Origin of the sequence: Marivita sp., from assembly GCF_017643905.1 — a bacterium.
Classification (GTDB): domain Bacteria; phylum Pseudomonadota; class Alphaproteobacteria; order Rhodobacterales; family Rhodobacteraceae; genus Marivita.
In genome coordinates this window covers 14,989-28,031 of the sequence record NZ_JAEPMO010000050.1, presented here as the reverse complement: position 1 = coordinate 28,031, position 13,043 = coordinate 14,989, and the positions used below count along the sequence as shown (strand labels likewise).

Annotated in this window: 14 protein-coding genes; 5 read left to right on the top strand and 9 right to left on the bottom strand. The window is 60.2% G+C overall.

Features of this window, described 5'->3' with window-relative positions; translation table 11 throughout:
• The 6 genes from JJ869_RS09830 to JJ869_RS09805 form a co-directional block, all read right to left on the bottom strand.
• Window positions 1-321: acetyl-coenzyme A synthetase N-terminal domain-containing protein (locus JJ869_RS09830; RefSeq protein WP_292266653.1), on the bottom strand; the 321-nt coding region annotated here is incomplete at its 3' end.
• Between the two features lie 87 nt (window positions 322-408).
• Window positions 409-1,164, bottom strand: a complete 756-nt coding sequence (locus JJ869_RS09825; RefSeq protein ID WP_292266651.1) for an ABC transporter ATP-binding protein — start codon at window positions 1,162-1,164, stop codon at window positions 409-411.
• Between the two features lie 51 nt (window positions 1,165-1,215).
• Window positions 1,216-1,971, bottom strand: a complete 756-nt coding sequence (locus JJ869_RS09820) for an ABC transporter ATP-binding protein (RefSeq protein WP_292266650.1) — start codon at window positions 1,969-1,971, stop codon at window positions 1,216-1,218.
• 12 nt (window positions 1,972-1,983) lie between these two features.
• On the bottom strand, window positions 1,984-3,183 hold the full coding sequence (locus JJ869_RS09815) for a branched-chain amino acid ABC transporter permease (protein WP_292266648.1): 1,200 nt from the start codon (window positions 3,181-3,183) through the stop codon (window positions 1,984-1,986).
• 3 nt (window positions 3,184-3,186) lie between these two features.
• A complete protein-coding gene (locus JJ869_RS09810; protein WP_292266647.1) occupies window positions 3,187-4,218 on the bottom strand; it encodes a branched-chain amino acid ABC transporter permease in 1,032 nt (343 codons plus the stop codon).
• A gap of 108 nt (window positions 4,219-4,326) precedes the next feature.
• On the bottom strand, window positions 4,327-5,673 hold the full coding sequence (locus tag JJ869_RS09805) for a substrate-binding protein (protein ID WP_292266645.1): 1,347 nt from the start codon (window positions 5,671-5,673) through the stop codon (window positions 4,327-4,329).
• A 218-nt stretch (window positions 5,674-5,891) separates the two neighbouring features.
• On the opposite strand from JJ869_RS09805, the gene JJ869_RS09800 reads away from it, so the two are divergent.
• The 5 genes from JJ869_RS09800 to JJ869_RS09780 all read left to right on the top strand — a co-directional run bounded on the left by JJ869_RS09800 (window position 5,892) and on the right by JJ869_RS09780 (window position 11,746).
• Window positions 5,892-7,208 carry a helix-turn-helix domain-containing protein gene (locus tag JJ869_RS09800; RefSeq protein WP_292266643.1) on the top strand — a complete coding sequence of 439 codons (1,317 nt, stop codon included), beginning with the start codon at window positions 5,892-5,894 and terminating at the stop codon, window positions 7,206-7,208.
• Window positions 7,209-7,297: 89 nt separating this feature from the next.
• Window positions 7,298-7,666: a response regulator gene (locus JJ869_RS09795; protein ID WP_292266642.1), complete on the top strand. Its 369-nt coding sequence runs from the start codon at window positions 7,298-7,300 to the stop codon at window positions 7,664-7,666.
• Between the two features lie 71 nt (window positions 7,667-7,737).
• A complete protein-coding gene (locus tag JJ869_RS09790; protein WP_292266640.1) occupies window positions 7,738-7,944 on the top strand; it encodes a hypothetical protein in 207 nt (68 codons plus the stop codon).
• Window positions 7,941-10,628, top strand: coding sequence for a sensor histidine kinase (locus tag JJ869_RS09785; RefSeq protein WP_292266639.1), 2,688 nt, complete (start codon window positions 7,941-7,943; stop codon window positions 10,626-10,628). Before JJ869_RS09790 ends, JJ869_RS09785 begins: the two co-directional genes overlap by 4 nt.
• Window positions 10,629-10,711: 83 nt before the next feature.
• Complete coding sequence (locus JJ869_RS09780; RefSeq protein WP_292266638.1) at window positions 10,712-11,746, top strand: FliM/FliN family flagellar motor switch protein; 1,035 nt, start codon at window positions 10,712-10,714, stop codon at window positions 11,744-11,746.
• Here the strand turns inward: JJ869_RS09780 and JJ869_RS09775 are convergent.
• The 3 genes from JJ869_RS09775 to JJ869_RS09765 are packed head-to-tail and all read right to left on the bottom strand — an operon-like array spanning window position 11,743 to window position 13,043.
• Window positions 11,743-12,174: a TIGR01244 family sulfur transferase gene (locus JJ869_RS09775; protein WP_292266637.1), complete on the bottom strand. Its 432-nt coding sequence runs from the start codon at window positions 12,172-12,174 to the stop codon at window positions 11,743-11,745. The genes JJ869_RS09780 and JJ869_RS09775 overlap by 4 nt on opposite strands.
• Before the next feature lie 9 nt (window positions 12,175-12,183).
• A complete protein-coding gene (locus JJ869_RS09770) occupies window positions 12,184-12,618 on the bottom strand; it encodes a DUF6691 family protein (protein WP_292266635.1) in 435 nt (144 codons plus the stop codon).
• Entirely contained in the window at window positions 12,618-13,043 is a 426-nt protein-coding gene (locus tag JJ869_RS09765; protein WP_292266632.1) for a YeeE/YedE thiosulfate transporter family protein, read from the bottom strand. Before JJ869_RS09765 ends, JJ869_RS09770 begins: the two co-directional genes overlap by 1 nt.

The window sequence follows — 13,043 nt, the reverse complement described above, 5'->3', positions numbered from 1 at the left end:
GTGCTTGGCGGGCTCGTTGGGATCATCGGGTTCGAAGATGATCGCGGTCTGATCGCCGCGGGTCGCCAGATGCCGGTCAACGCAGTTGGCCGCCACGTTCAGCGTGCCATCGGAAAACCAGTTGATCTTGACCTGACCCAGTGTGAAATCCACGTCCCTGATCTGCGTCGGCGCCTTCATCCAGTCCAGACGCTGCGCCTGCTCCGCCCAGAACCCCTCAGGATCAGACACAGACCGCGCATACATCTCCTCGTACCGCGACGCATTTATGTGGGCGTTTTCGGCCATCTCTTTGGACGGGGGATAGGTTGTGTCACTCATGGGAGTCCTCCTTCATTCGGTCAAACAAAACCGCCCCCGCCGGGAAAAGGCAAGGGCGGCAAAAGTCGCATTGGCCGATGGCCATTATCAGATCGCGAGGTATTCCGCCCGCAACTGGCTGTTTTCCAGAACCTCTGCCGCTGTGCCATCAAATACAATGGACCCAGTGTCCAGAATAATCGCCCGATCCGCCAGTTGCAGCGCGCGCACCGCGTTCTGTTCGACAAGGATCGTTGTCATCCCCTGTTCCTTGATCACGCGCAGGGTCTTTTCGATTTCGTCCACGATCACCGGCGCCAGACCTTCGTACGGCTCGTCCAGCAACAGAACCTTGATGTCACGGGCCAGAGCGCGGGCGATCGACAGCATCTGCTGTTCACCGCCCGACAGGGTAACGCCCTCTTGGTTGCGGCGTTCGCCCAGACGCGGGAACAGATCGTAAAGACGCTCGATCGACCAGCCGATGGGCGGGGCGATCTGGGCCAGCTGCAGGTTTTCCTCAACGGTGAGGCCGGGAATGATACGGCGGTCTTCGGGCACGAGGCCCAAGCCAACCCCAGCCGCCTCGTAAGAGGTCATCTTGTGAAGTGGTTTGTGGTCGAGCCAGATTTCACCATGGTTTACCTGCGGGCTGTCCATCCGCGCGATGGAGCGCAGCGTGGTGGTCTTGCCGGCCCCATTTCGCCCCAGAAGCGCGAGGATCTCGCCTTCGTGGACGTTAAACGAGATGCCCTGCACGATATAGCTCTCGCCATAGTAGGAGTGCATGTCCCACACGGAGAGGAACGCCGGGGCTGTTTCCGCGTGGTTGGCGTGTTTTGAAAAGTCGGGTTTGACGTTCATAAGTCTGTCCTCGCTGTGGGAGGGGCGGCGGGAAAGCCCCGCCAAATAGGGTTACGCAGCTTCGCCGAGATAGGCTTCCTTGACCTTCGGATGGCCCTTGATGTTCTCGGGCGTGTCCTCGACCAGGGGTGTGCCCTGTGCCAGAACGGTGATCCGTTCCGCCAGAGAGAACACCACATGCATGTCATGCTCGATGATCGCGATGGTGATGTTGCGCTTTTCCTTGATCTCTTTGAGCAGGTCGATGGTGTTGTTCGTGTCGGCCCGCGCCATGCCCGCCGTCGGCTCATCCAGCAGCAGCAGCTTGGGGTTTTGAACAAGGCACATCGCCATTTCAAGGCGGCGTTTGTCCCCGCGCGACATGGAGGCGGAATGCATGTTCCTCTTGTCGAGCATGTTGACCTCTTCCAGCATCTGTTCGGCCTGATCGCGCAGTTCCGCTTCGCTTGTCACGGAGCGGATGCCGTGCAGGGCAAAAGACCCGTCCCGTTTTGCAAAGCACGGGATCAGCATGTTTTCCATCACGGTCAGATCACCGAAGATTTCGGGGGTCTGAAACACGCGGGAAATGCCCATCTGGTTGATCTCGAACGGGGTGCGACCCAGCACGCTCTGGCCGTCGAACATAACCGCGCCCGTGTCCGGGATCAGCTTGCCGACAAGGCAGTTGAGCAGCGTGGATTTTCCCGCACCATTGGGGCCGATGATCGCGTGGCAGGTGTTTTCCGCCACGCTGAGGTTCACATTGCCAAGCGCTTGCAGGCCACCGAACCGTTTGTTGACGTCTTTGACTTCAAGAATTCCCATCTGTCCGTCTCCTTATTCCGCCGGCTCGGTGGTTGCGTTCTTGGGTTCTTGCGCCTTTTTACGGCCGAAGAGCCCCGCGATTTTTTGACCGCCCTGCACAAGGCCACCCGGCAGGAAGATCACGACCAGCATGAACACGATGCCAAGTGTCAGGTGCCACCCCTTGCCTATGAACGGATAGATCAGCGTCACGACCAGATCTTCGAGCCCATCCGGAAGGAAGGCGAACCAGCTGTGCAGGATGTCCGAGTTGATCTTGGAGATGATGTTTTCCATGTATTTGATCAGACCCGCACCCAGAACCGGACCGATGAGCGTGCCGACGCCACCAAGGATGGTCATCAGAACCACCTCGCCCGACGCGGTCCAGAACATGCGCTCAGCACCGGCCAGAGGATCCATCGACGCCATCAGGCCGCCAGCAAGACCGGCATACATCCCCGAGATCACAAAGGCCGCCAGCGTGTAGGGACGCGGATTGAGGCCGGTGTAGTTCAGTCGCTGCTGGTTCGATTTGACTGCTCGCAGCATCATGCCGAAGGGCGACCGGAAGATGCGGATCGACAGGTAGAACGACAACAGCATGATGATCGCGGCAAAGTAGTAGCCTACGCTGAAGGTGAACACCCAATTTCCAAGCACCAATTCGGTGCTGTCGCGCATTTCCAGACCGAAGAAGCCCGGGACCGGAATGTTGCCCTCTGCCGTCGTGGCGCTGCCAAAGATGCGCGGATCGTCCAGCGCCAGTTGCAGGCCGGTTTCGCCGCCAGTGATTGGCGTCAGAACCGAGTAGGCCAGCGCAAAGGACATCTGCGCGAAAGCCAGAGTCAGGATCGAGAAGTAGATGCCCGAGCGACGCAGGCTGACATAGCCGATGATGAGGGCAAAGATCCCCGCGACGATGACCGCCAGGATAATAGCCGGGAGCACGTTCATGCTGAGCAGTTTGAACATCCAGACAGCTGCGTAAGACCCCACTCCGAGGAAGGCGGCGTGACCGAAACTGAGATAGCCGGTCAGGCCGAAAAGGATGTTGAAGCCGATGGCGAAGATGCCAAAGATCACGAAACGCTGCATCAGGTCAGGGTAGCCCGCGTTGAACTGCGCCATCGCGGACCCTTCCGGGAACGGGTTGAGCAGGAAGGGCGCAAAGGCCACGAGGGCTGTCACGATCAGCAGGAGCGATGCGTCTTTTTTGTCCAGTCCGAACATGGATCAGTCCTCCATCACGCCTTTGCGACCCATCAGGCCACGCGGACGCGTCAGTAGAATAATGATGGCGACAAGGTAGATGATCACCTGGTTGATGCCGGGGATGATGTCGATCACTTCACGCATCGAGGCAAAGCTTTCGAGAATGCCCAGAAGGAACCCGGCCAGAACCGCACCGGGCAGCGACCCCATGCCGCCGACAACCACCACAACGAAGCTCAGGACAAGGAAGTCCATTCCCATATGGTAATTGGGCGAGTTGATCGGTGTGTACATCACGCCGGCAAGGCCCGCGACCGCAGCGGCCAGACCGAACATGATGGTGAACCGCTTGTCGATGTTGATGCCCAGCAGACCCACGGTCTCGCGATCTGCCATGCCAGCGCGCACGACCATGCCGAATGTTGTGAACTGCAGGAAGGCGAACACTGCGCCGATGATCACTGCCGCAAAGGCAAAGTAGACCAGTCGCCAGTAGGGGTAGATGATCGTACCGGGATCAAACCCGATCAGCGCGCCGAAATCGAACGATCCGACAAAGGCTGAAGGCGCTGGTGTCGGGATCGGGTTGGCACCGTAATAGTACTTGATGATCTCCTGCAAAACGATGGCCAGACCAAATGTCACAAGGATTTGGTCGGCATGGGGGCGCTTGTAGAAGTGTTTGATCAAGCCGCGCTCCATGATGACACCGATCAGAATCATCACGGGGATGGCGAACAGGATCGACAGGGGCACAGCCCAGTCGATGATGGTCGCACCAAGATTTTCACCAAATATTTCATAGATGTACGGCACATCGCGCATTTGCGGATTGCCGAGGAAGTCGACGGCCCCGGGGATCTCAACCTTGTGGCTGAGGCTAAGCAGGCGCGACAGCGTGACGGCGCAGAAGGCACCGATCATGAAAAGCGCACCGTGTGCGAAGTTCACCACGCCCAGCGTGCCGAAGATGAGTGTCAGGCCCAACGCGATAAGCGCGTAGGCCGAGCCCTTGTCGAGCCCGTTGAGAATTTGCAGGATTATGGCGTCCATTGCCCCACCCTTTGCGGTCAGAAGTGTGGAAGTGCAGACAGCCCGTAACAGCAACGGGCTGGAGAAGAGATGAGGCGGGCCGGGTGGCCCACCTCAAGGAAACAAGGCTTACGCGCCGTTGTTGCAGGTACCCAGCGCGCCGCCGGCGAACTGCGGGTGATCCGGTGCATAGGTGACCTGATCGACCGGTGTGACTTCCACAACTTCGAGAAGGTCGAACTCGGACGTCGGGTTTTCTTTACCCTTCACGACCAGAACGTCTTTGAAGCACTGGTGGTCTTCGGCACGGTAGAGGGTCGGGCCGTTGCCCATGCCGTCGAACTCAAAGCCTTCGAGCGCTTCGACAACCGCACACGGTGCGAACGAGCCTGCGCGCTGTACGGCGTCTGCATAAAGCAGGGCCTGAACGTAGCATGTGTGCGCAGCCTGCGACGGCGGGAAGCCGTACTTGGTGCCGAAGGACTGAACGAATGCCTTGGAGCCTTCGTCCTGCAGCGACCAGTGCCAGTTTGTCGAACCGAAGATGCCCTTAACGTTGGCACCTGCACCCTTCGCCATGAGGCGCGAGTAGAGCGGAACAACGATTTCGAAGTTCTTGCCGTTGACCACACGGTCACGCAAACCGAACTGAACCGCGTTTGTCAGCGAGTTCACCATGTTTCCGCCGTAGTGGTTCAGAACCAGAACGTCTGCATCGGACTGCAGAACCGGCGTGATGTAGGACGAGAAGTCGGTCTGTGTCAGCGGTGTCAAAACCGATCCGACAGTTTCCCAACCCATAGCCTCGGTCGAGGAGCGGACGGCTTCTTCCGTGGTGTAGCCCCAGTTGTAGTCCGCGGTCAGGTGATAGGCCTTACGGTCGGTGCCGTAGTTGGCTGCAAGCACCGGCGCAAGCGCCGCACCGGACATGTACGAGTTGAAGAAGTGACGGAACCCGTTGGCCCGCTTGTCTTTGCCCGTGGTGTCGTTGGAGTGTGTCAGGCCCGCCATGAAGATGACGCCAGCTTCCTGGCAGAGCGCCTGAACAGCCACAGCAACACCAGAGGACGAACCGCCGGTGATCATGATCGCGCCGTCTTTTTCGATCATCGACTTCGCCGATGCGCGCGCCGCGTCGGATTTGGTCTGCGTGTCGCCTGTGACGTATTCGACTTTCTTGCCGAGAATACCTGTGCCGTCCAGAGCCTTCGACGAGAAGGTGTTCAGCATACCGCCGTCACCTTCACCGTTCAGGTGTTCGACAGCAAGTTCGTAGGCGCGGAGCTCGTCGGCGCCCTCGTCTGCGTAGGGGCCGGACTGGGGTACGTTGAAACCCAGTGTGACGGTCGAGCCTGTCGGCGCGTTAGTAAAGCCTTCATGGCCAGCTGCGGACAGATACGTGGGCAGAGCAAGACCTGCGCCTGCCACAGCACCTGTCTTGAGCACGCCGCGACGTGTCAGGTTGCCTTTGGACATATAATCCTCCCAATGTCTTTAAGGGTTCAGCGGGGGTCCTCCACCCGCCAAGCCGCACATATGTGCAAAATGATTATCGGCTATGCATGGAAAACATAGCAATAAGCGCTTTGCTTCAAACGCTTTTTCTGTCAAAAAATGTACAATGCGCTGCAGAAAGCTGTAAATTTGTTTTTGCCGCAACGCAGAAAAGGTTTGAATAAGCATGGAATTTTGACATGCCCCGCGACACTCTGACAGGCAGCCGCATCCGCGAGCGCCGCGTGATGGCGGGCCTCAAACAGTCGGAACTGGCCAAACGCGCGGATATTTCGGCCTCCTATCTGAACCTGATCGAACACAACCGTCGCAGAATCGGTGGAAAACTGCTGGTCGACATCGCGCATGCTTTGGGTGTGGAACCGGGGTCGCTGACCGAGGGGGCAGAGACCGCTCTTTTGGCTACGTTGCGCGAGGCCGCAAGCGGTGGCTACATGCCCGAGGCTGAATTCGTCCGGGTCGAGGAGTTCGCCGGGCGATTTCCCGCGTGGGCGGCGCTTCTGGCCGACAGTCAGCGCAAGGTCGAGACGTTGCAGCGCAGCGTCGAAGCGTTGACTGACCGCCTGACCCACGATCCACATCTGGCGGCGTCGCTGCACGAGATGCTGTCCACGGTGACTGCGATCCGTTCCGCCGCATCGATCCTTGCCGAACCCGGCGATATCGAACCGGAATGGCAACGCCGTTTCAATCGCAACATCTACGAAGACAGTGCACGGCTGGCCGACAGCAGCCGCAGTCTCGCACAATATCTTGCTGAGGCGGATTCCGAAGCGTCGGAAACCAATGCGCCCCAGGATGAGCTCGATGGCGTGTTCCAGAAAGCCGGCTTTCATCTGCCCGCTCTTGAAACACTGCAAGCGGATGTGGATGCGGTGGCGGCGGATTTGGGGCAGGATGTTTCGCAAGCTGCGCGCTGGCTCTTGCGCCGGGTCCTTCTGCGCTATCGCGCCGATGCCGAACGGATGCCTTTGGCCGCGTGCGCTGATACGGTTGCTGTGTCGGGCAATGACCCTTTCGCCTTTGCCGCTCGGTTCGGCTGCGATCTGGCGAGCGCGATGCGCCGTCTGGCCCATCTTCCCGACGACATCCTGCCGGACCCGGTTGGTCTTGCGATCTGCGATGGGTCTGGCGTGACGACGTTCCGCAAACCGTTACCGGAATTTCCGCTGCCGCGCCTTGGAGCAGGATGTGTGCTCTGGCCGCTCTATCGGGCTCTGGCACGTCCGATGATGGTACATACCGAAGTGATGGAGCAATCCGCCCGCGCCGCAGCCCGCCACCGGGGTATTGCCATCTCGCAGCCAACCGGTCCGGCTCGACCGGGCGAGGATGTTCTGTTCGAAAGCCACATGCTGATCGTGCCGGAACCCAAGAGGGATGTATCTGAGCCGATCCGGCAAGTCGGGTTGACCTGTCGGATCTGCCCTCAGGCAAGCTGTGAGGCGCGGCGCGAACCGTCGATCATGGTGGCGTCCGCGCCCCGGAAGCTTTGACACGAGGCGCGCACTTCGTAATAGTTTAGCGAAGCTGGAAAAAAACGGCAAAAGCCAATCAGCTTCTTGCGGCACGGGGGAGGGCACGCATGTCCAAGCAGGTTCTGTTGATCGAAGACGAACCCAATATCATCGAGGCGATCAGCTTCATCCTGTCGCGCGACGGGTGGACGGTCAAAACCCATTCAAACGGCGCCGACGCCGTTGATATCGTGAAACAGCGCAAACCGGATGTCGTGATCCTTGACGTGATGCTGCCGGGCAAAAGCGGTTACGACATCCTGCGCGAGTTGCGGAACGATCCCGATGTCAATGGCTTGCCGGTTCTGATGCTCACCGCACGGGGCCAGACCAAGGATCGCGAAATCGCCGAACGTGCGGGCTGCGACGCCTTCATGACCAAACCGTTCTCGAATGCGGATGTGCTCGAAACCGTGAGAGCGCTTGCCGCGAAATGACCCGCACCACAGAAAGGCCCGGACCGCCGACCGTCTTTCATGAAAGGCGCACCTATCGCCGACGCCGGGTCATGGATGCCGCACGCGTCGCCCCGCTTCTTGCGCTGATCCTTTGGATGATCCCGTTGATCTGGCCGCAATCGGGGGATGGCACGGTCAGCAGCGCCAAGGCGTTGATCTATGTCTTCGTCGTTTGGGCAGGGATCATTCTGCTCACATGGGGGTTGTCTTATCTTCTGGCCGGTGAGGTGGACGAACTGTCGGATTCCGACACATGAGCACGCTTAACCTTCTCGTTGCGGTCTGCGTGGCCTACGTGCTCTTCCTGTTCTTCGTTGCGTTTGCCGCGGATCGGCTGGCAGCGCAGGGAAGGAAAGCATGGCTGCGGTCTCCGCTGATCTACACGCTTTCCCTGTCGATCTACTGCACCGCCTGGACATTTTACGGGGCCGTCGGATCGGCGGCGCGCAACGGCTTCGAGTATCTGACCATCTATCTTGGACCGACGATCGTGATGGTCAGTTGGTGGTGGCTCTTGCGCAAGCTGATCCGGATCGGACGGACGCAGAAGATCACCTCGATCGCCGACCTGATTTCCTCGCGTTATGGCAAATCCAGCTTGCTGGCCGCCGGGGTCACCATCCTCGCGGTGATCGGCACAACGCCGTACATCGCGCTGCAATTGCAGTCGGTGACCCTTTCGTTTTCGGTTTTTGCCGCACAATCGGATGGATTGGCGGCGCAGGATCAGGCCATTGTGGCATTTTGGCTGTCTATGGGGCTGGCCTTGTTCACCGTGCTTTTCGGCACCCGCAACCTCGATGCGAAAGAGCGGCATGACGGCGTGGTCATGGCCATCGCCGTCGAAGCGGTGGTCAAGCTTGTGGCGCTTCTCTCGGTCGGGATCTTCGTGGTCTGGGGCGTCTCGGGAGGTCTGACCGAAGCGCTCAACCGGATCGACGCGTCCGAGTTCGGCCATTGGCACACCGACCGCAGCCGCTGGGCCGGTCTGATCTTCCTCTCGGCAGCGGCCTTCCTGTGCTTGCCGCGCACGTTCCAGGTGCTGGTGGTAGAAAACGACGACGAAAATCATTTGCGCACCGCCAGTTGGGCCTTTCCGCTTTATCTCTGCCTGATCAGCCTTTTTGTGGTTCCCATTGCTGTAGCGGGTCTCGACATCATGCCTGAAGGATCGAACCCCGACCTCTTCGTGCTGACGGTGCCGCTGGCCCTTGGGCAGAATGGTCTTGCCATGCTGTCGTTCCTTGGCGGTTTCAGTTCGGCCACATCAATGGTCATCGTTGCGGCGATTGCTCTGTCGACCATGGTCTCGAACCACATCGTGATGCCGATCTGGCTTCATTTGCGCCCCAGCGGCGCCAGCGTTTCAGGCGACGTGCGCGCGGCTGTCCTTATGGCACGGCGCATTTCCATCGTTGGCGTGGTGATGCTGGGCTATCTTTATTTTCGCCTGTCCAGCGGCGGTGAGGCTTTGGCGTCCATCGGTCTGGTGGCGTTCTGCGGGCTGGCGCAGGTCTTGCCCGCGATGCTGGGTGGCATGTTCTGGCGCGGGGCGACAAGGTTGGGGGCCTTCGCCGGGTTGACAGCGGGCTTTGCAATCTGGCTCTACACGCTCTACCTGCCCAGCTTTGGTGTCGGCACGATCCTGCCCATGTCGATCGTGGAAAATGGGCTGTTCGGTCTTGCATGGCTGCGGCCCGATGCGTTGTTCGGCATCACCGGAATGGAACAGCTCATGCATGCGCTACTATGGAGCATGTTGTTCAATGTGGTGGCTTTCGTGGCCGTGTCGCTGGTGACATTCCCGTCGCCTCTGGAAAGATTGCAGGCCGCACAGTTCGTCAACATCTTCGAACATTCCACCAATGCGCGCAGCTGGTCGGGCGGAACGGCGCAGACGGAAGACCTCATGGTCATGGCTCAGCGCATCCTAGGGGCTGGAGAAGCACAAGTGCTGTTCCTGCGCCACGCGCGACGGCAAGGGGCCCGGGGCAATCTGCCCGCGCCGACCCCGGATTTTCTCGAAGCACTGGAACGCGAGTTGGGCAGCTCCGTTGGTGCTGCGACAGCGCATGCAATGGTGGGACAGATCACCGGAGGCATGGCGATTTCCGTTGAAGACCTGATGGCGGTGGCGGATGAAACCGCGCAGATGCTGGAATACTCGGCACGGCTCAAGGAACAGTCCGAAGAACTGAGCCGCACCGCTCTGGAACTGCGCAACGCCAACCAGAAACTGACCCGGCTGTCGGTCCAGAAAGATGCGTTTCTCAGCCAGATCAGCCATGAATTGCGCACGCCCATGACGTCGATCCGGGCGTTTTCGGAGATCCTGCGAGACACCGACCAGATGACACCTGACGAGCAATCCCGCTATGCATCGATCATCCATGACGAGGCACAGCGCCTGACGCGGCTTCTGGACGATCTGCTTGATCTGAGCGTGGTGGAGAATGGACAGGTGAACCTCAACCTGCGGGACGGTACGCTGCGCGATGCGCTTGATCGGGCGGTGTCGTCTGCGGCCATCGGTGAAGACGGGTTTCAACTGGAGATCAAACGCGACTTTGGCAAGGAAAACATCGTTCTGCACACCGATCTTGACCGTCTGAGTCAGGTTTTCATCAACCTGATCGCCAATGCGCGCAAATATTGCGATGCCAAAGCCCCCCGCCTTGCCATTCGGGTGATGCAGGAGGCCGACCGCGTGGTGATTGATTTTCAGGACAATGGGTCGGGCATCGCTCCGGATGCCGTGGACATGATCTTTGAAAAATTCGCCCGCGTCAGCGATCAGAAGGCAGGCGGCGCGGGGCTGGGTCTTGCGATCTGCCGTCAAGTGATGACGCGGCTTGGCGGGTCGGTGGATTATGTCCCTGCGTCGCGCGGAGCGAACTTCCGTGTGGTCCTGCCCTATCGAACGGCATTGGCGGCGCAATAATCCCGACATCGCGGTTCTGCTAAACCCTTGGTAACCAATTCCGGCGATAACCGGAACAAAAGCCATGGGGGTTACGGCAAATCATGACCGACGATGCCACAGGAACAGTGTTGCAGCGCAAGGTACAGGCGCAGCGCAAGGCGCTGGGCGGTGGCGGATGGTCGCTGTCCCGCGCGTTGGGGCGGGGTTTGTCGATTGCGGCAGATGCACTTTGGGGCCTGACGCTGGTGGCGCGTCCGACCGGTGATGACATTCTGCCGGTTGAGCGGGTCACCCGCCATATCGGTGACGACCGTCTTCTGGTGATCCTTGAACATGATCAGGGACGACGGGGCTTGGCGGCCTTTGATCGCGATCTCGTCACGGGCCTGATCGACATTCAGACGTTAGGTCGGGTCACACGCTTTCCGGCGGATCCGCGGCCCTACACACAGACCGACGCCGCGATGACGGCACCGCTGATCGACGCCGCGCTGCCCAGGTTCGCGTCCATGCTATCGACGCAGCCGGATTTGGCGCATCTGCAGGACTTCAGGTTCGGCGCATTGGTCGAGGATGTTCAGGCCGCAGCGCTCGCCTTGGATGCCGAAAGCTACCATCTCGCCACGTTTGAGGTCAGCCTTGCCAACGACACACGCAGCGGCGCTATTCTGTTTCTGTTTCCAGAGCCGGCACCTGATGTTGAAGGGCTGGACACCATCGCGCAGCCCGGCAAACACGAAGCGATGTTCAAGCTGGCGCCCGTGCGGATGCAGGCGATCCTGACGCGAATCCACATCTCGTTGGACAGGGCACAGGCACTCCGCCCAGGAGATGTGCTGACGCTCTCGCCCGGGGCAACGTCATCGGCCACTTTGACCCTGTCCGGGGGGGACATCGTGGCTCGGGGTAAGCTGGGGCAGATGAACGGCTTCCGCGCAATCCGCATCGGAAGTGGGGAGTCTCCGCTTCACAAACCCGACCTGCGACCGGCGCAAGCAGACGCGCTGCAAACTGCGACGGCACTTGTCCCTGTTGGGCCAGATTTACCCAAGCTGGACTATGGGGGATCGCTGGACATGGCGCTGAACGATATTGCCGCCGGTCTCCCGGCGGCGTCGGACCAGATTGACGGTTAGCGCTGCGCGTCGGCTGCGGCGTCAAGCGTGGGGCGCAGGCCAGACAGGTCGTAGCCCGCCCGTGCCACGGCACCGAGGATTTCATCGGCGCTTTGCTGGCCCGCCTGGCTCAGAGCCCACAGGATCGAACAGCGCGTGCCCGAGGCGCAATAGGCCAGAACCGGACCGTCGGAGGATCCAACCAGATCAGCCTGCTGCGCAACCCGGTCCGGGGTCATCGTCTGATGCGTGATCGGCAACACTTCAAAGCGCAGACCGGCCGCCTCCATCGCGATCCGCATCGTATCTGATTGATGCGATGGTGGCACTTCGGCGTCCGGTCGATTGCAGATCACGGTTGTGATCCCCGCCGCCTTGATGGCGGCGGCGTCTTCGGGGTCGATCTGCGGGGACACGTTGTAACGGTCCGTGATGGGGCGAATATCCATGACCGAGATTTACTGCGCCGTCGCGGGCCTGTCCAGCCAAGACCGCAGGCTGGGCATCGCGCTCATCCCGGCAACCATGGCACCCAGGAACACCAGCCCTTCGATCCCGCCATAGCTCAGCGAAGCGATTGCCGGACCGGGGCAGAGACCGACCAGACCCCAGCCCATGCCGAAGAGAACCGATCCCATGACAAGGTTGCGGCCGAGTTTTGGCTCGGGCGGCGGTGGCATCGCGTCGCCCGTCAGCGCAAAGCGCCGTTTCGCGGCAACCCGCCAGGTAATCGCCATCGGGATGATCGCGCCGCCCATGACGAAGGCCAATGTCGGATCCCAATTGCCGAAAATATCCAGCCAGCCCTGCACTTTACGGGTGTCGGTCATGCCGGAGATGAAGAGCCCGGCACCAAACAGGCCACCGGCCAGAAAAGCGAAATAGTTGCGCATCAGATGATCCCCAGCAGGTGGCGGAACAGAACGACGGTCAGACCGCCGGCAAGAATGTAGAACACGGTGGCCACGATACCGCGCAGCGACAGCCGCGAAATTCCGCAGACGCCGTGGCCCGAGGTGCAGCCATTGGCCAGTCGCGTGCCGACACCGACCAGCAAACCTGCCGCAATCAGCAGCGCGAAGTTGCCTGTTGCGTGAGTCTCCTTCGGTCCAAGAAACGAGAGCAGCACCACCGGGATGAGCGCCAAACCAGCCAGAAAGCTGATGCGCTCCCACATCGTGCTGCGCCCGCTGCCATCGACAAGCCCGCCAATGATGCCGCTGGCACCCATGATACGTCCGTTGGCGAGCAGATAAACCGCGCCGCCGGTGCCGATCAGCATCCCGCCGAGCAGCCCATAAATCCAATCCGGGTTCAT